The organism is Burkholderia sp. 10_S31, assembly GCF_056930375.1.
Window position 1 is genome coordinate 174,212 of sequence record NZ_JBXOWK010000003.1, and the last position, 17,601, is coordinate 191,812.

The window sequence follows — 17,601 nt, forward strand, 5'->3', positions numbered from 1 at the left end:
CGTTACGCGGCGGCGAACAGTTGCTGCAGTTCGCCCGACTGGTACATCTCCATCATGATGTCCGAGCCGCCGATGAATTCGCCCTTCACGTACAGCTGCGGGATGGTCGGCCAGTTCGAGAATTCCTTGATGCCCTGGCGGATTTCGTCGTCCTCGAGCACGTTGACCGTCTTGAACTGGTCGACGCCGCAGGCTTTCAGCACCTGCACGGCGCGGCCCGAGAAGCCGCACATCGGGAATTGCGCGTTGCCCTTCATGAAGAGCACGACCTGGTTTTCGTCGACGATTTGCTTGATACGTTGTTGGGTGTCCATGACTGACCTTGCGTTTGCGGGGCGTTAGAACGAAATGATAGCGGATTTCAACCGGGCGGGCGGGCCATCAGCCGGGCCGGCGGCCGCCTGTCGTGCGTTCGATCGCAGCCAGATCGGTGAGCGATTCGACCGCGACGAAGCCGCGTGACACGAGCAGCGCGCGGACGGCTTCGGCCTGGTCGTAGCCGTGCTCGATCCAGAGCGTGCCGCCCGGTTTCAGGTAGGCGCCGGCGCCTGCGACGATCGTGCGGATCGCGCTCAGGCCGTCGGCGTCGTCGGTGAGCGCGCCGCGCGGCTCGAAACGCAGGTCGCCCTGCGCGAGGTGCGGATCGTGCCGCGCGATGTACGGCGGATTGCTGACGATCGTGTCGAACGCGAGCGCCGGGTCGAGCGCGGCGTACCAGTCGCTCCGCAGCCAGTGCAGCGGGCCGCCGGGGCGGCGCGCGTCGAGCAGCTTGTCCGCGTTGTGCTGCGCGACTTCGAGCGCGGCCGACGAACGGTCGAGCGCCCAAACGCGTGCGTCAGGCCGTTCTGCCGCGATCGACACGGCGATCGCGCCGCTGCCGGTGCCGAGATCGAGCACGGCCGGATGCGGCCGTTCGTCGATCGCATCGAGCGCCGCTTCGACGAGCAGTTCGGTTTCGGGGCGCGGAATCAGCACGTCGGGCGTCACGTCGAACGGCCGGCCGAAGAATTCGCGCATCCCGACGAGCTGCGCGACCGGCTCGCCGGCCACGCGGCGCGCTTCGAGGGCGCGGAAGCGCTCGATCGCGGCAGGCTCGAGCGGGACGTCGCCGCGCGTGATGAGTTGCGTTCGCGTCCAGCCGAGCGCGTACGCGAGCAGCACGCGTGCATCGACCGGGTCGAGCGGCGATGCACGCAGCAGGTCGTCGGCGGTGGTGTCGGACATCGCGGCCTCAGTCGGTGTCGCCGAGCGACGCGAGCAGTTCGGCCTGGTGCTCGCTGACGAGCGCGCCGATCAGTTCGTCGAGATCGCCGTCCATCAGCGCCTCGAGCCGGTACAGCGTCAGGTTGATCCGGTGGTCGGTCATCCGGCCCTGTGGGAAGTTGTACGTGCGGATCCGCTCCGAGCGGTCGCCGGAGCCGATCAGGCTCTTGCGCGTCGCCGCTTCCTTCGCGTGCTGCTCGTGATACTGCTTGTCCTTGATCCGCGCGGCGAGCACCTTCAGCGCGCGATCCTTGTTCTTGTGCTGCGAGCGGTCGTCCTGGCACTCGACGACGATCCCGGTCGGGATGTGCGTGACGCGCACGGCCGAATCGGTCTTGTTGATGTGCTGGCCGCCCGCGCCCGACGCGCGGAACGTGTCGATCCGCAGGTCGGCCGGATTGATCTCGACCTCGCCGATCTCGTCGGCTTCCGGCATCACCGCGACCGTGCATGCGGACGTGTGGATGCGCCCCTGCGTCTCGGTTGCCGGCACGCGCTGCACGCGATGGCCGCCCGATTCGAACTTCAGGCGCGAGTACGCGCCCTGGCCCGCAATCCGCACGATCACTTCCTTGTAGCCACCGAGATCCGACGGGCTCTCCGACATCATCTCGACCTGCCAGCGCTGGCGTTCCGCGAAGCGCAGGTACATGCGCAGCAGGTCGCCCGCGAACAGCGCCGATTCGTCGCCGCCGGTGCCCGCACGGATTTCGAGGAAAATGTTGCGGTCGTCGTTCGGGTCCTTCGGCAGCAGCATCTTCTGCAACTCGCCTTCGAGGCGGACCATGCGCTCACGTGCGCTGCGAATCTCGTCTTCGGCGAAATCGCGCATCGATGCATCGGAGAGCAACTCCTGCGCGGCCGTCTCGTCGCTGCGCGACTGGCGCCACAGTGCGTACTGCTCGACGACCGGGCCGAGTTCCGCGTGTTCGCGCGTCAGCTTGCGGTACTGGTCGAGGTCGGCCGTGACGTTTTCGCGGCTCAGCAGGTCGTTCAGTTCGGCCAGCCGGGTAGACAGCTGGTCGAGCTTGCGTTGCATGCTCGTCTTCATGGTGTGGAGCGGCGCTCCCGGGCAAGGGTATTCGGAAAGGATAGGCCGGCTCGCGGCCGGCGGCAGGGCAACCGACCGGCGCTAGTGGCCGGACTGGTCGTTCGAGCGCGGCGCGTGCTGGTAGAAGCCGCGCATCAGGTCGATCAGCGAATCGCGGTCGGCGCCGTTCACGCGGTTGAGCGCGCTCGTCGGGCCGTGGATCAGCTTGTTGGTGAGCGCCTGCGACAGCGCTTCGAGGACGGCGGCCGGATCGTCGCCGCGCGCGAGCAGCTTCTGCGCCTTCTCGACTTCGGCACGGCGCAACGCGTCGGCCTGCGTATGCATGTGGCGGATCACCGGCACGACACTGCGCGTGTCGAGCCACTGCATGAAATTCTGTACGCGCGTCTCGATGATCGTCTCGGCCTGCGCGACCGCGGCCTGGCGCGATGCGTTGCCTTCGCGCACGATCGCGCCGAGATCGTCGACGGTGTAGAGGAATACGTCCTTCAGCTTGCCGACTTCCGGCTCGATGTCGCGTGGCACCGCGAGGTCGACCATGAAGATCGGACGGTGGCGGCGAGCCTTCACCGCACGCTCGACCGCGCCGAGGCCGATGATCGGCAGCGTCGACGCGGTGCACGACACGATGATGTCGAACTCGTGCATGCGGGCCGGCAGGTCGGACAGCGGCATCGCGCGGCCATTGAAGCGTTCGGCGAGCCGCTGGCCGCGTTCGGCCGTGCGGTTCGCGACGACGAGCTCGCGCGGGCTCTGCGCGGCGAAGTGCGTCGCGCACAGCTCGATCATCTCGCCGGCGCCGATGAACAGCACCCGTTGATCCGACACCTTTTCGAAGATGCGCTGCGCGAGGCGGACTGCGGCGGCGGCCATCGACACCGACTGAGCGCCGATCTCGGTCGTGCCGCGCACTTCCTTCGCGACGGCGAACGTGCGCTGGAACAACTGGTTCAGATAGGTGCCGAGCGCGCCGGCTTCCGTCGCGGTGCGCACCGCATCCTTCATCTGGCCCAGGATCTGCGTTTCGCCGAGCACCATCGAATCGAGGCCCGACGCGACGCGGAATGCGTGCCGGACCGCTTCCGACTGCGGCAGCGCATAGACGTGCGGCGCGAGTTCATCGACTGGAATCTGGTGGTACTCCGACAGCCAGCGAATCGCCCCCTCGCGGGCGGCGCGATCGTCGGTCGCGCAGTAGAGCTCGGTGCGGTTGCAGGTGGAGAGGATCGCCGCTTCGGGCGCATTCGGCGCCTGGGGGCCGAGGAACACGTTCTTGAACGTGACGAGAGCCGGCTTGATTTGCTCGAGCGGAAACGCCACGCGTTCGCGCAGGGCGACAGGCGCAGTGTGGTGGTTGATTCCGATCGTGAGGAGTTGCATATCGAGGGCTATCGTTTAGCCCCATATTATAGCGTTTCAGCGATTTCCTCACTCGCGGCATACCGGGCATCAGTGTGGCGTGGCCTCGAATTTGGGGGCTCTATCGGCACGCGATCGAGCTGATAGCCAAAGCCATAGAGCGGCAGAAGCCGGTAGCCGCGCTCCGGAAACAACTGCAGTTTGCTGCGCAACCGCGACGCATGGGTGTCGAGGGTGCGCGACTTCATGTCGCGGCGGCAGGCCCAGACCGTTTCGAGGATATGGGCCCGCGACACGGGGCGGGACAGGTTTGCGAACAGCAGCTGCGCGAAGCGGAACTCCTTCGGCGTGAGCGAGACGACCGCGTCGCCGAAGCGCACGAGGCCGTGGGTCGCATCGGACGCGTATTCTCCATACATTTCGCGCGAGCGATTCGGCGGCCGCCGGACCCCGGCGCGCCGGCTCAGCGCGTTGACCCGTGCGAGCAGCTCGGGCCCGCTCACCGGCCGCACGAGGCAGTCGTCGGCGCCTGCGTGCAGGCACGACACGACTTCGCTTTCGCGCGGCAACTGCATCACGACGATGGCCGGCAGCCCGGGCAGGATCGTCTGCGCGCGCGGGATGACTTCCTCGGCCGGTTGATCGCCGGCCCAGTGGCCGGTGATCAGCATGTCGCAGGTATCGGTGGCGAGCCACTCGAAGAATGCCGCGCTGGACGCAAACGCGTGGCACACATGACCGCCGGCGAAGAGCAGGCGGTTCAGGAGCGCAGCATGACGCGCCTCCGGATCGATCAGGGCGATTCGCATGAGGATTTCTTCAATACGGCTGCCGGTGCGCGCTTGCCATAATGTCAGGTCGGCCCATACACTCGAATGTTCGCGGCGCCCGGCTGGTCTCGGGTTCGATGGATGAATCGATGCTAGCCGCTGGCAACGTTCACGCCTATGGGACGAATCTGAATTTATAGAAGGCGTTGAATGAACTGGTTTGGAATCCTTGTCCTGGGAGCGGCTGTCGGGCTGTTCGGCCGGTGGCTGCATCCGATGCGGCGCACGGGCCGGCCGGCATGGTGGATCGTGGTGCTGGTCGGTATCGCAGGCGCCGCCGCCGCGCGCATGGCCGGCAACCTCTCTGGACTGTTTTACGATGGCGAAACGCTCGAATGGCCGGTCTGCACCGGTGTCGCGTTCCTCGCCGTAGCCGTGACGGTCGCCCTGTCGGCCCGTCGCTGAAAGCTCTCAGGTGAAATCATGAATGCCCGTCTCCCCGAAGCCTCGCCGGTGCCGGCCCGCCTCGCGCTGCTGCGCGGCGCGATGGTCCGCGAGGACCTGGCCGCCTATCTCGTGCCGTCCGCCGATCCTCACCTGTCCGAGTACCTGCCCGAACGCTGGCAGGCGCGCCGCTGGCTGTCCGGGTTCACGGGCTCGGTCGGCACGCTGGTCGTGACCGCGGATTTCGCGGGCTTGTGGGTCGATAGCCGTTACTGGGTGCAGGCCGAGGCCGAACTGGCCGGCACGGGCGTCCAGCTGATGAAGATGACGGGCGGGCAGCAGAGCGCGCCGCATGTCGACTGGCTCGCGCAGAACGTGCCGGCCGGTGCGACGGTCGGCGTCGACGGCGCCGTGCTCGGCGTCGCCGCGGCACGCGTGCTGACAGCCGCGCTGAGCGCACGCGGCATCGCGCTGCGCACCGATCTCGACCTGCTCGACGCGATCTGGCCGGAGCGCCCGGGGCTGCCGGGCGATGCGGTGTTCGAGCACGTGGCGCCGCAGGCCGACACGACGCGCGCAAGCAAGCTCGCGGAAGTGCGCCGTGCGATGCACGAGCAGGGCGCGCAATGGCATTTCGTATCGACGCTCGACGATCTCGCCTGGTTGTTCAACCTGCGCGGGGCCGATGTCAACTTCAATCCCGTGTTCGTCGCGCACGCGATGATCGGCACCGATCGCGCGACGCTGTTCGTCGCCGACGGCAAGGTGTCGCCGGCGCTGGCTGCATCGCTCGCGCAGGACGGCGTCGAGGTTCGCGCGTACGATGCCGCGCGCGCGTCGCTCGCGGCGCTGCCCGACGGCGCGACGCTGCTGATCGATCCGCGCCGCGTGACGTTCGGCACGCTCGAGGCCGTGCCGGCCGGCGTGAAGCTGATCGAGGCCGTGAACCCGTCGACGTTCGCGAAGTCGCGCAAGACATCCACCGAGATCGAGCACGTGCGTGTGACGATGGAGCACGACGGCGCCGCGCTCGCCGAATTCTTCGCGTGGTTCGAGCAGGCCGTGCACCGCGAGACGATCACCGAACTGACGATCGACGAGAAGCTCACGGCCGCGCGCGCACGGCGCCCCGGCTACGTGTCGCCGAGCTTCGCGACGATCGCCGGCTTCAACGCGAACGGCGCGATGCCGCACTACCGCGCGACGGCCGAGTCGCATGCGACGATCGCCGGCGACGGCCTGCTGCTCATCGATTCGGGCGGTCAGTACACGACCGGCACGACCGACATCACGCGCGTCGTGCCGGTCGGCACGATTACCGACCTGCAGCGCCGCGATTTCACGATCGTGCTGAAGTCGATGATGGCGCTGTCGCGCGCACGTTTTCCGCGCGGCATCCGCTCGCCGATGCTCGACGCGATCGCGCGCGCGCCGATGTGGGCGGCAGGGCTCGACTACGGTCACGGCACCGGCCACGGCGTCGGCTACTTCCTGAACGTGCACGAGGGCCCGCAGGTCATCTCGCACTACGCGCCGGCCGAGCCGTACACGGCAATGGAAGAGGGGATGATCACGTCGATCGAGCCGGGCGTGTACCGGCCCGGCAAATGGGGCATCCGGATCGAGAACCTGGTCGTGAACCGCGCGAGCGGGCAGACCGAGTTCGGCGATTTCCTCGCGTTCGAGACGCTCACGTTGTGCCCGATCGACACGCGCTGCGTGCTGCTCGAGATGCTGCATGAAGAAGAGCGTGCGTGGCTGAACGCGTATCACGCGACCGTGCGCGAGCGTGTCGGTCGGCACGTGAGCGGCGACGCGAAGGCGTGGCTCGACGCACGCACGCAGCCGATCTGATTCCACGCACAACGCGCGGCACCGGCCGCACGACGACCGGACCGTGATCGAGAGGGCAACCGATGGCAGATACCGCAGTGATCGTGATCGACATGCAGCGCGGGTTGGTACAGCGGGCACGGCCCGCGTACCGGCTCGACGACGTCGTGTCGGGTATCAACCGGCTGACGGCGGCGGCGCGCGCGGCGAACGCGCCCGTATGCTTCGTGCAGCATGACGGCGATGCGGACGACGACATCGTGCCCGGGACGCCCGGCTGGGAACTGCATGAGGCGCTGATCGTCGGTCGCGCCGACTGGCGCATCCGCAAGCAGATGAGCGACTCGTTCCACGACACGCCGCTCGCCGCGCAACTCGATGGCCGCGGCATCCGTTCGGTGCTGATTTGCGGCTATGCGACCGAGTTCTGCGTCGATTCGGCCGCGCGTCGCGCGGCACTGCTCGGCTACCGGACGACCGTCGTCTCCGACCTGCACACGACGAACGAGCGCACGCACCTGTCGGCCGCGCAGATCGTCGCGCATCATCACTTCGTCTGGGAAAACAATACGCTGTCGGGCAATGCGGTGACGCCGCATCCGCTTGCCGATGTGCTCGCCACGGAGTTCGCATGACGATCAAGGCGGTGGTGTTCGATTTCGGCGGCGTGCTGATCGACTGGAGCCCCGAATATCTGTACCGGCAGCTGATTCCGGACGAAACCGAGCGTCGCTGGTTCCTCACGCACGTGTGCGCGATGGACTGGGTGATCCGTCAGGACGGCGGGCAGACGATCGATGAGGGAACGCGCGAGCTCGTCGCGAAGTTTCCGGCGCACGAGGCGCTGATCCGTGCGTTCTACGCGCGCTGGCACGAGATGATCGGCGGCGTGCTCGACGAAGGCGCGGCGCTCGTCGACCGGCTCGACGCGCAGGGAATGCCGCTCTTCGGGTTGACCAACTGGTCCGCGCAGACGTTTCCGTATGCGTGGGACAACTTCCCGGTGCTGCGGCGCTTCAAGGACATCGTCGTGTCGGGCCGCGTGAAGCTCGTGAAACCCGATCCGGCGATCTATCGCGAAATGCATGCGCGCATCGATCCACACCTGCCGGGCATCGCGCCGCACGAGCTCGTGTTCATCGACGACAACGCGAAGAACGCGGCGGCCGCGACGGCGCTCGGCTGGCATGGCATTCATCACACGAGCGCGGCGGCGACCGAGGCGCGCCTGCGCGAACTGGGCGCGCTCGCGTAGGCGGTGACGCAACGATAGCCAGACGAAAAAGCGGGCCGGAGCCCGCTTTTTCGTTTTGTCGATCCGGGAGCGGCCGCTTTCGGCCCCCGGCTCTGCGTTGCCGCAGTGCCGGATGCCCGGGCCGCGCCGTTCAGCGGCTGATCGGCTTGTAACGCAGGCGCTTCGGCTTCGCGGCTTCCTCGCCGAGGCGTGCACGCTTGTCGGCTTCGTATTCCTGGTAGTTGCCGTCGAAGAACGTGACCTGCGAATCGCCTTCGAACGCGAGGATGTGCGTCGCGATCCGGTCGAGGAACCAGCGATCGTGCGAGATCACCATCACCGAACCCGCGAACTCGAGCAGTGCGTCTTCCAGCGCGCGCAGCGTTTCGACGTCGAGGTCGTTCGACGGTTCGTCGAGCAGCAGCACGTTGCCGCCGGAGATCAGCGTCTTCGCGAGGTGCAGGCGCCCGCGTTCGCCGCCGGACAGGTTGCCGACGATCTTCTGCTGGTCGCCGCCCTTGAAGTTGAAGCGGCCGATGTACGCACGCGACGGCGTTTCGTACTTGCCGACCGTCAGCACGTCGGCGCCGCCCGAGATTTCCTCGAACACCGTCTTCGAGCCGTCGAGCGCGTCGCGGCTCTGGTCGACGTATGCGAGCTTCACGGTCGGACCCATCACGACTTCGCCCGAATCCGGCTGTTCCTTGCCGGTCAGCATCCGGAACAGCGTCGACTTGCCGGCGCCGTTCGGGCCGATGATGCCGACGATCGCGCCAGCCGGGATCTTCAGGTTCAGGTTGTCGATCAGCAGGCGGTCGCCGAATGCCTTGCTGACGTTCTTGAACTCGATCACTTCATTGCCGAGGCGGTCGCCGACCGGGATGAAGATTTCCTGCGTTTCGTTGCGCTTCTGGTATTCCTGGCTGTTCAGCTCCTCGAAGCGCGCGATACGTGCCTTCGACTTCGCCTGGCGGCCCTTCGGGTTCTGGCGCACCCACTCGAGTTCCTTCTTGATCGCCTTCTGGCGCGCCGATTCCGACGCTTCTTCCTGCTTCAGGCGCTCTTCCTTCTGGTCGAGCCAGCTGCTGTAGTTGCCCTTCCACGGAATGCCGTGGCCGCGGTCGAGTTCGAGAATCCACTCGGCCGCGTTGTCGAGGAAGTAGCGATCGTGCGTGACGGCGACGACGGTGCCCGGGAAGCGCACCAGGAACTGCTCGAGCCAGTCGACCGATTCGGCGTCGAGGTGGTTGGTCGGTTCGTCGAGCAGCAGCATGTCCGGCTTCTCGAGCAGCAGCTTGCACAGCGCGACGCGGCGCTTTTCGCCGCCCGACAGGTGCTCGATCTTCGCGTCCCACGCCGGCAGGCGCAGCGCGTCGGCGGCCACTTCGAGCTGCTGCTCGGGGCTGCCGCCGTCGCTCGACGCGAGGATCGCTTCGTATTTCGCCTGCTCGGCCGCGAGCGCGTCGAAGTCGGCGTCCGGTTCCGCATACGCGGCGTAGATTTCTTCAAGCTTCTTGTTCGCCTGGAACAGGTCGCCGAGGCCTTCCTCGACGGCTTCGCGCACCGTCTTCGTCGGGTCGAGCTGCGGCTCCTGCGGCAGGTAGCCGATGTTCAGGTTCGGCATCGGCGTCGCTTCGCCTTCGATGTCCTTGTCGACGCCCGCCATGATGCGGATCAGCGTCGACTTGCCCGAGCCGTTCAGGCCGAGCACGCCGATCTTCGCGCCGGGAAAGAACGACAGCGAGATGTCCTTCAGGATCTGGCGCTTGGGCGGCACGATCTTGCCGACCCGGTTCATCGTGAAAACGTATTGGGCCATTTCGGTGTGAAAGTCAGAAAGGGTTGAGACTGCCACGCAGCGCATGGGCGTGCGTGGCGTCGGGTGATTCGGTACGGAGCGTGGCGCGGCGGCGTCGCCGCGGGTTGGCGGCGCGAGCGCGTATTGTACTTCGCCGCCGGCTGCCGCTGGCACCGCGCAGGCCATTCGGCCGACCCGCGTTCACAGCCACGCGGCGACGCCGCCGTGCCCCGAGCAGGTGCCGCGCCGATGGCGGCTGAAGCTGTCCGTGCCGTCGCGGCAGCGCGCGCTCGCACCCTCGGGCACGCGGCCCGATTTCGAATGGGCCGGCGCATGGACGGTGTCGCCGTCGCGATTGCGGTACGTGTCGTGCCGGTCGAGATCGGCTTCGTTGCCATAGCCAGGCGACGCGCGATACGCGTGCGCCGGAGGCGGCAGGGCAGCGCACGCGACGAGCAGCGCGGCCGACAGGGTCGCGATGCGCGTCGTGCGGCGGAGCAGGGCGGGTATGGTCTCTCTCCGGATGTTGTTGTCTGCTGGTGATCGCAGGCCGGCGGGCCGGGTCGCATGTCAGTCGACCGGCTGAAGATCGGTGCCGCCGCCCGGTGGTACGGCCACGCTACGCCGCGCCGGTCATCGATGCCGCGCCGTCGGCCTGCGCGGCATCGAGTATCCACCGGCGGAACGCCGCGACTTTCGCACGTTCCGCATGATGCGGCGGATAGACGAGGTAGTACGCGAAGTCGTCGAGCCACGCGACGTCGGCAAGCTGCACGAGCCGGCCGCTCGCGAGTTCGTTGCGCACCATCGCCGCCGGCAGCAGTCCGGCGCCCTGGCCGGCGAGGATTGCCTGCAGCAACAGGCCGGAATCGTCGAACGCGGGGCCGCGCGGCGGGCCGAAGTCATCGATTCGCTGCGCATCGAACCAGATGTGCCAGCCCTTGCGTTCGGCGTCGTGCAGATGAGGCCAGCCGGCCAGGTCGGCTGGCGTGGCCGGCATGCCCAGCCGCGCGACGAGTGCCGGCGCCGCGAGTGCGACGATCTCCACCGTCAGCAGCCGTTCACTGCATAGCCCGATGTAGCGGCCGAGACCGTGGCGGATCGCGACGTCGACGCCGTCGCGGGAGAAATCGGCGAGCGCGTGGCTCGCGACGATCTGCAGGTCGACGTCCGGGCACGCGTCGCGGAACTGCGCGAGGCGCGGCACGAGCCATGCGGACGCGAAAAACGGCGTGACGCTCACCGTCAGCACGCCGCTGTCGGCGGTGCCCGACACGCGTTGCGATGCGTCGGCGATCTGGCGGAACGCGTTGCGCACGGGCGGCAAGTAGTCGCGGCCCGCCGCAGTCAGCAGGATGCCGCGGTTCACGCGCTCGAACAGTTGCACGCCGAGATGTGTCTCGAGCGTGCGGATCATCTGGCTTACCGCGCCGGGCGTGACCGACAGCTCCTCGGCCGCGGATTTCACCGACAGATGGCGGGCGGCCGCCTCGAACGCACGCAGCGCGTTGAGGGGCGGTAGGCGGGAACGGATCATTGAGTTTTTCTAAAGCGAAAGGCCGACGAAATATCGTTTGAGGCGATGCGTACGCGCGAGTACCGTCAGCGCAACGGATCGCATTCGTCGCGGCTGTCTTGCTGCAGGCGATGCGATCAACATAGTTCAACTATATCCATGAGGCAATCCGGATGCCGCGCGGCATCCGGCGAAACCTGAGAGGAGCATCGTCATGAGCAGCCCGCGCGCATCGCGCGTCTTCTACGGCTGGTATGTGGTGGCGGCGGCATTCGCCGTCACGTTCGTCGGATTCGGCAGTGCGTACACGTTCAGCGCGTTCGTCGAATCGCTGCAGCGGGATTTCGCCGCCTCGCGCGGGCAGATCTCGCTCGTGTTCTCGCTCGCCGGCTTCCTGTATTTCGGCTTCGGCATCGTCAGCGGCCCGCTTGCCGATCGCTTCGGCTCGCGGCGGCTCGCCATCGCCGGCATGTTGCTGACGGCCGCCGGTCTCGCAGCGGCCGGTGCCGCGCATACGCTGCTGCAGGTCTATGTCGCATACGGGCTCGGGGTCGGTTTCGGCGTCGGCTGTGCGTATGTGCCGGCCGTCGGCGCCGTGCAACGCTGGTTCGTGCGGCGGCGCGGTTTCGCGTCGGGGCTTGCGGTTGCCGGGATCGGTGTCGGCACGCTCGTGATGCCGCCGCTCGCATCCGCGCTGATCGCGCACGTTGGCTGGCGCGGCGCGTATGTCACGTTGGCGGCGATCGCGTTGGTGGTGGGCGCGGGCATGTCGCTGCTGATCGAGAACGATCCGCGCGGGCGCGGCTTGTTGCCCGACGGCGACGCGGCGCGTACGCAAGCGGGCGACGCGCCGCCCGGCGCCGCTTCGTCGGCACCGGCCGGCGCGACCGTGCGCGAGGCCGTGACGTCGCGACCGTTCGCGAGCCTCTACGCCGCGTGTCTCGTGTGCTCGTTCGGCGTCTTCGTGCCGTTCGTGCACCTCGTGCCGTACGCGCTCGATCATGGTGTTGCGCCGTCGACGGCCGTGCTGCTGCTCGGCGCGATCGGCGTCGGCAGCACGGCAGGGCGCTTCTTCCTTGGCGGCCTCGCCGACCGCTTCGGCCGCCGCGCGTCGCTGCTCGCGATGTTCGCGGGCATGGCCGTCGCGCTCGTCGCGTGGGCCGGCGCGGGGAGCGTTGCGACGCTGGCCGCGTTCGCACTCGTGTTCGGCGTGTTCTACGGTGGCTGGGTCGCCGTGCTGCCCGCCGTCGTGATGGACTATTTCGGCGGCCGCAACGTGAGCGCGATCATCGGCGTGCTGTACACGAGCGTCGCGTTCGGCACGCTGATCGGGCCCGCCGCGGCCGGTTTCATCTACGACGCGGGCGGCGGCTATCTCGTGCCGATCCTGGCCAGCGCAGTCGCCAATGCGATCGCGTTCGCGATCGTTGCCACTACCGGACGCGCACCGGTGGCCGCGCGCGCGGTCGGCCGCTAGGTAGGTGTCGCGGCACGGCCGGGCGCCTCGCGGTCAGGTGTCATCCGCGATTTCTGCTACGGTGTGCGGGCGTCGATCATCGACGGGCGGAGGCGCATCGTGACATTCGACGAAGTTCGGCAGATCGCGCTGGCATGGCGCGGTGTCGAGGAGGGCACGTCGTACGGCACGCCTGCACTCAGGGTGAAGGGCAAGATGCTCGCGCGGCTGCGCGAGGACGGCGACACGCTCGTCGTGAAGGGCGTCGGCCCAGACGAGCGGGCGTGGCTGATCGAATCGGAGCCCGACGTGTATTACGTGACCGACCACTATGCGGGCTGGCCGATCGTGCTGGTGCGTCTGTCGGCCGCGCATCCCGACGCCGTGAAAAACCTGCTTCTGCGCGCATGGCGCACGATCGTGCCGGCTAAATGGCGGGACGAAGGGCAGGGCGAGGGGCCGGGCGGCGCGAACTGAGCAGCCGGCGCAACACCTGCGTGGCACGCGAACCACTTCGACCGGACGCGTTTGTCGCCGCGACACCGGACGACCCGTATCGCCTTCAATCGCTTGATCCGGCGGCGCTCGCGTGAATGCCGAACCGGACCAAGCGTTGCATCGATTCACATCGATGCAACAAGTGGTTCTATCGAAATTCTTCAATTGGTTCTTAGTGAAGAACCGTTTGGTGCTTACACTCCTTCGCTTCGAAGGCGGCTGACCGACAGCCGACGGAAAGGGCGCACGCGATGCGCCGGCACCCTTGAGCGCCGCATCGCACCCGCAGCTTCGCAGCCTGCGTCGCGCCCCGAACCGGAACAGGCTCGATCCGGCTTCCTGCCCACGTGCCGCGCACGCGCGGCGGGCGGCCGGGTTCAACAACGACAACTCCCCGCGCCGCCTTCACGCGACACCCGGTCGTACCGGAACCGTTTTTTGGAGAGAGACACATGAGTGGAAGCAACACGGGCCTCGGCACGGGCCTGAAGCAGCGTCACGTGACGATGATGTCGATTGCGGGCGTCATCGGCGCGGGCTTGTTCGTCGGCTCCGGCCATGCGATCGCGGAAGCCGGTCCGGCTTCGATCCTCGCGTATGCGATCGCGGGCGTGCTGGTCGTGCTGGTGATGCGCATGCTCGGCGAGATGGCCGTCGCGCATCCCGACAGCGGTTCGTTCTCGACCTATGCCGATCGCGCGATCGGCCATTGGGCCGGCTTCGCCATCGGCTGGCTGTACTGGTGGTTCTGGGTACTCGTGATTCCGATCGAGGCGACCGCCGCCGCCACCATTCTCAATGCATGGTTCCCCGGCATCGCGACCTGGATCTTCGCGCTCGGCATCACGCTGCTGCTGACGATCACGAACCTCTTCTCGGTCAAGAACTACGGCGAATTCGAATTCTGGTTCGCGCTGATCAAGGTCGTCGCGATCGTCGTGTTCCTGTGCATCGGCGGTGCGGCGATCGTCGGCATCGTGCCCGCGCCGGCCGTATCGGGCGTATCGAACCTCTTCGTGCACCAGGGCTTCATGCCGAACGGCGCCGGCGCGGTGCTCGCGGCGATGCTGACGACGATGTTCTCGTTCCTCGGCACCGAGATCGTGACGATCGCGGCCGCCGAGTCGGACAACCCGCAGCGTCAGATCGTGCGCGCAACGAATTCCGTCATCTGGCGTATCACGCTGTTCTATCTCGGCTCGATCCTCGTCGTCGCGGCCATCGTGCCGTGGAACGATCCGCTGCTGCCGAAGCACGGCTCGTATCAGCGCGCGATGGAGCTGATCGGCATCCCGAACGCGAAGGCCATCATCGACGTGATCGTGCTCGTGTCGGTCGCGAGCTGCCTGAATTCCGCGCTGTACACCGCATCGCGGATGCTGTTCTCGCTGTCCAAGCGCAAGGACGCGCCCGCCTTCCTGCATCGCACCGATGCGACCGGCACGCCGCGTGCGGCCGTGCTGGCATCGACCGCGTTCGGTTTCCTGACCGTGATCGCGAACTACCTGATGCCGGAGCAGGTGTTCGGCTTCCTGCTGGCGACGTCGGGCGCGATCGCGCTGCTCGTGTATCTCGTGATCGCGATCTCGCAGCTGCGGATGCGCAAGACGCTCGAATCGAGCGGCGCCGACCTCACGTTGCGGATGTGGCTGTTCCCGTGGCTCACGTGGGCGGTGATCCTGTTCATCTGCGGCACGCTGACCGTGATGTTCGTCAGCGAGGAACACCGGATGGAAGTAGGCGCGACGGCCGTGCTCGCGTTGCTCGTGCTGTTTGCGTCGTGGCTGAACAAGCGCGGCCGCGACGCGCAAGCGTGGGCGGGGCGGCGGGTATCGGCGATGTGATGACGACGTGATGGAGCGGCGGCTGCGCTGAGCGTTTGCTGCCCGCCGGCGCGGGGATTCCCGTCGTGAAAATGGCCCGATCGGCATGTGCCGGTCGGGCCATTTGTTTTTCATGAGTAAGCAGATGCGCTTGCCCCTGGCGATGCAGGCCGTTCCGCAACATGGCGCGGCATCGACATCTGGACTCACAAAAATCGAACTCGTCTGATTTCATCGACAACGGCAACTTCATACATTGTTCGCTTCGACAACCGAAGTGAATGATGAAGTCGACTCGCGATTAGCGGTCGTGCCGGGAGGGTGACAGATGGCGAATGAGAGCATGCGATTGAGTGAAGCGGGCTGGGCCGAGCTGCGTCGGCGGGAAAGCGCGGTGATGGCCTACTACAACGATCAGGCAAACAACTGCACTTATGGTGTCGGGACGCTTGCTCATACCGGGCCTTGCACCCCGGAAGAATTGCGCAGGCCGGTTACGACGACGCAGGTGAATGCGCAACTCGCAGCCCGTGTCAGACGGGCGGAGGCCGCCGTGCGACGACATGTCTCAACTCGGCAATTGACGCAGGTGCAATTCGATGAACTCGTCAGCTATACATACAATGCCGGTAATACAGGCGCGCTGGCCGCGCTGCATTCGGCGAATCAGAGCGATGATGCTGGCGTGGTGTCACACATGATTCAGCTCGTCTGGATTCATCCGCGAGACGAGAACGGGCGTCGCCTGGCACCGGTCCGTTCGAACGGTCTTGTCAATCGGCGTCGGCTCGAATCGGCGCCGTTTCAGCCACAACAGAGGGCACAGTGAGACGGGCCATGATAGGTTTGTTCGTGCTGGTGTCGATGAATGCATGTGCCGGTCCGACGCCAGCCGACGAGATAGCAGCACGCAGTGGTTTGCCGGCAAGCGAGGTCAATGCGTTGCTCAGCGACTGCTATTCGAATCAGACGAGCATGAATTTCTGCGCTTGGCGCGATCAACTTGTCGCCGAGCGGGAATTGCAGCGCGTCGTCGATAAACAGGCGGGCGAGCAGCCGCGGCGCAAGAAGGCGCTCGACGCGCAGATTGCGAAGTGGAAGAGGGCGCGCGACGCATCATGCAAAAAATCGACGCGTAACGCATGGGGTGACGGGTCAATGCGTCCCGCAGCACAGGCGATCTGTGCAGCGGAGGCGACGAAGGAAATGACGAAAAGATTGTCCGCGAGCACCTCCCGCAAACCTTCATGAACCAATGCGGAATGAAAAAAGGCCCGCTACTTCAGCGGGCCTTTCCGGGGTGCCGTGACACTGCGAGAGGCGGTGTCTGTCGATGTGTCAGACGTTGAACAGGAAGTTCATCACGTCCCCGTCGTGCACGACATATTCCTTCCCTTCCGCGCGCATCTTGCCGGCTTCCTTCGCACCCTGTTCACCCTTGTACGTGATGAAGTCGTCAAATGCGATCGTCTGCGCGCGGATGAAGCCGCGCTCGAAGTCGGTGTGGATCACGCCGGCTGCTTGCGGCGCCGTGTCGCCGATGTGGATCGTCCACGCGCGCACTTCCTTCACGCCCGCGGTGAAGTAGGTCTGCAGGCCGAGCAGCTTGAAGCCCGCGCGGATCACGCGGTCGAGGCCCGGCTCTTCCATGCCCATGTCGGCGAGGAACGCTTCCTTGTCCGCATCGTCGAGATCGGCGATTTCCGCCTCGATCGCCGCGCACACCGCGACCACCGGCGAATTCTCGGCTTCCGCGTACTTGCGTACCGCGTCGAGGTGCGGGTTGTTCTCGAAGCCGTCATCCTTCACGTTCGCGACGTACATTGCCGGCTTCGCGGTGATCAGGCAGAACGGCTTGAGCAGCGCCTGCTCGTCGTCCGACAGATCGAGGCCGCGCACGGCCTTGCCCTGGTCGAGGTGCGCGCGCACCTTTTCGAGCACCGCGGCGAGCTTCACCGCTTCCTTGTCGTTGCCCGACTTCGCGGCCTTCGAGTAGCGCGTGAGCGCCTTCTCGACAGTGCCGAGGTCGGCGAGCGCGAGTTCGGTGTTGATCACTTCGATGTCGTCGATCGGGCTGACCTTGCCGGCGACGTGGATGACGTTGTCGTCCTCGAAGCAGCGTACGACGTGCGTGATCGCATCGGTTTCGCGGATGTTCGCGAGGAACTGGTTGCCGAGGCCTTCACCCTTGCTCGCGCCCGCGACGAGGCCCGCGATGTCGACGAATTCGACGACGGCCGGCACGACGCGCTCGGGGCTGATGATTTCGGCGAGCGCCTTCAGGCGCGTGTCGGGCACTTCGACGATGCCGACGTTCGGCTCGATCGTGCAGAACGGGTAGTTCTCGGCGGCGATGCCGGCCTTGGTCAGCGCATTGAACAGGGTGGACTTGCCGACGTTGGGCAAGCCGACGATGCCGCATTTGAGACTCATGGAATCCTTCGGACGGGTGGAGCGGCGCGGCCGGACAAGGCACGGCGGCGCGGGAAAATAGGGACGGCCGGCGCCTGGGGCGCGGCGGGCCGACGTTCAAAGGCGCTATTGTACCGTGCCGAC

18 protein-coding genes are annotated in these 17,601 nt (G+C 66.6%); 9 read left to right on the forward strand and 9 right to left on the reverse strand.

Annotated features, from left to right (window positions below):
* Nucleotides 1–2: 2 nt before the first annotated feature.
* The 5 genes from grxD to AC1Z3W_RS20805 form a co-directional block, all read right to left on the reverse strand.
* The gene (grxD, locus tag AC1Z3W_RS20785) at nucleotides 3–314 is read right to left on the reverse strand and encodes a Grx4 family monothiol glutaredoxin (protein WP_011883132.1); all 312 of its coding nucleotides are present in this window, start codon (nucleotides 312–314) and stop codon (nucleotides 3–5) included.
* Nucleotides 315–381: 67 nt separating this feature from the next.
* Nucleotides 382–1,224 carry a peptide chain release factor N(5)-glutamine methyltransferase gene (gene prmC, locus AC1Z3W_RS20790; RefSeq protein ID WP_483508381.1) on the reverse strand — a complete coding sequence of 281 codons (843 nt, stop codon included), beginning with the start codon at nucleotides 1,222–1,224 and terminating at the stop codon, nucleotides 382–384.
* A 7-nt stretch (nucleotides 1,225–1,231) separates the two neighbouring features.
* A complete protein-coding gene (gene prfA, locus AC1Z3W_RS20795; protein ID WP_124834957.1) occupies nucleotides 1,232–2,314 on the reverse strand; it encodes a peptide chain release factor 1 in 1,083 nt (360 codons plus the stop codon).
* A gap of 81 nt (nucleotides 2,315–2,395) precedes the next feature.
* On the reverse strand, nucleotides 2,396–3,694 hold the full coding sequence (hemA, locus tag AC1Z3W_RS20800; RefSeq protein WP_057924703.1) for a glutamyl-tRNA reductase: 1,299 nt from the start codon (nucleotides 3,692–3,694) through the stop codon (nucleotides 2,396–2,398).
* 26 nt (nucleotides 3,695–3,720) lie between these two features.
* The gene (locus tag AC1Z3W_RS20805; RefSeq protein WP_483508382.1) at nucleotides 3,721–4,482 is read right to left on the reverse strand and encodes a response regulator transcription factor; all 762 of its coding nucleotides are present in this window, start codon (nucleotides 4,480–4,482) and stop codon (nucleotides 3,721–3,723) included.
* A 171-nt stretch (nucleotides 4,483–4,653) separates the two neighbouring features.
* Here AC1Z3W_RS20805 and AC1Z3W_RS20810 point away from each other — a divergent pair, with 171 nt between their 5' ends.
* From AC1Z3W_RS20810 to AC1Z3W_RS20825, 4 genes are all read left to right on the forward strand, one after another.
* Nucleotides 4,654–4,908 (forward strand): hypothetical protein, encoded by a 255-nt coding sequence (locus AC1Z3W_RS20810; protein WP_006759431.1) that lies wholly within the window; start codon nucleotides 4,654–4,656, stop codon nucleotides 4,906–4,908.
* An 18-nt stretch (nucleotides 4,909–4,926) separates the two neighbouring features.
* Nucleotides 4,927–6,741, forward strand: coding sequence for an aminopeptidase P family protein (locus tag AC1Z3W_RS20815; protein WP_124834955.1), 1,815 nt, complete (start codon nucleotides 4,927–4,929; stop codon nucleotides 6,739–6,741).
* 62 nt (nucleotides 6,742–6,803) lie between these two features.
* Nucleotides 6,804–7,355 (forward strand): cysteine hydrolase family protein, encoded by a 552-nt coding sequence (locus AC1Z3W_RS20820; RefSeq protein ID WP_483508383.1) that lies wholly within the window; start codon nucleotides 6,804–6,806, stop codon nucleotides 7,353–7,355.
* Nucleotides 7,352–7,975, forward strand: coding sequence for an HAD family hydrolase (locus AC1Z3W_RS20825; protein ID WP_057924699.1), 624 nt, complete (start codon nucleotides 7,352–7,354; stop codon nucleotides 7,973–7,975). The genes AC1Z3W_RS20820 and AC1Z3W_RS20825 overlap by 4 nt, the downstream gene beginning before the upstream one ends.
* Before the next feature lie 130 nt (nucleotides 7,976–8,105).
* On the opposite strand, the gene ettA is transcribed toward AC1Z3W_RS20825, so the two are convergent.
* The 3 genes from ettA to gcvA all read right to left on the reverse strand — a co-directional run bounded on the left by ettA (nucleotide 8,106) and on the right by gcvA (nucleotide 11,289).
* Entirely contained in the window at nucleotides 8,106–9,773 is a 1,668-nt protein-coding gene (ettA, locus tag AC1Z3W_RS20830; RefSeq protein ID WP_006752677.1) for an energy-dependent translational throttle protein EttA, read from the reverse strand.
* A 180-nt stretch (nucleotides 9,774–9,953) separates the two neighbouring features.
* Nucleotides 9,954–10,262: a DUF3761 domain-containing protein gene (locus AC1Z3W_RS20835; protein WP_175826132.1), complete on the reverse strand. Its 309-nt coding sequence runs from the start codon at nucleotides 10,260–10,262 to the stop codon at nucleotides 9,954–9,956.
* Between the two features lie 109 nt (nucleotides 10,263–10,371).
* The gene (gcvA, locus tag AC1Z3W_RS20840; protein ID WP_057924697.1) at nucleotides 10,372–11,289 is read right to left on the reverse strand and encodes a transcriptional regulator GcvA; all 918 of its coding nucleotides are present in this window, start codon (nucleotides 11,287–11,289) and stop codon (nucleotides 10,372–10,374) included.
* 193 nt (nucleotides 11,290–11,482) lie between these two features.
* Here gcvA and AC1Z3W_RS20845 point away from each other — a divergent pair, with 193 nt between their 5' ends.
* The 5 genes from AC1Z3W_RS20845 (at nucleotide 11,483) to AC1Z3W_RS20865 (ending at nucleotide 16,296) form a co-directional block, all read left to right on the forward strand.
* Nucleotides 11,483–12,745 carry an MFS transporter gene (locus tag AC1Z3W_RS20845; protein ID WP_057924696.1) on the forward strand — a complete coding sequence of 421 codons (1,263 nt, stop codon included), beginning with the start codon at nucleotides 11,483–11,485 and terminating at the stop codon, nucleotides 12,743–12,745.
* Nucleotides 12,746–12,844: 99 nt separating this feature from the next.
* On the forward strand, nucleotides 12,845–13,201 hold the full coding sequence (locus AC1Z3W_RS20850; RefSeq protein WP_124834952.1) for an MmcQ/YjbR family DNA-binding protein: 357 nt from the start codon (nucleotides 12,845–12,847) through the stop codon (nucleotides 13,199–13,201).
* Nucleotides 13,202–13,674: 473 nt separating this feature from the next.
* A complete protein-coding gene (gene gabP, locus AC1Z3W_RS20855) occupies nucleotides 13,675–15,066 on the forward strand; it encodes a GABA permease (protein ID WP_483508384.1) in 1,392 nt (463 codons plus the stop codon).
* 307 nt (nucleotides 15,067–15,373) lie between these two features.
* On the forward strand, nucleotides 15,374–15,874 hold the full coding sequence (locus AC1Z3W_RS20860; protein WP_057924694.1) for a glycoside hydrolase family protein: 501 nt from the start codon (nucleotides 15,374–15,376) through the stop codon (nucleotides 15,872–15,874).
* Nucleotides 15,871–16,296 (forward strand): lysozyme inhibitor LprI family protein, encoded by a 426-nt coding sequence (locus AC1Z3W_RS20865; protein WP_483508385.1) that lies wholly within the window; start codon nucleotides 15,871–15,873, stop codon nucleotides 16,294–16,296. The genes AC1Z3W_RS20860 and AC1Z3W_RS20865 overlap by 4 nt, the downstream gene beginning before the upstream one ends.
* Before the next feature lie 87 nt (nucleotides 16,297–16,383).
* Here AC1Z3W_RS20865 and ychF read toward each other — a convergent pair whose 3' ends face one another.
* Nucleotides 16,384–17,478 carry a redox-regulated ATPase YchF gene (gene ychF / locus AC1Z3W_RS20870; protein ID WP_057924692.1) on the reverse strand — a complete coding sequence of 365 codons (1,095 nt, stop codon included), beginning with the start codon at nucleotides 17,476–17,478 and terminating at the stop codon, nucleotides 16,384–16,386.
* Nucleotides 17,479–17,601: the final 123 nt, after the last annotated feature.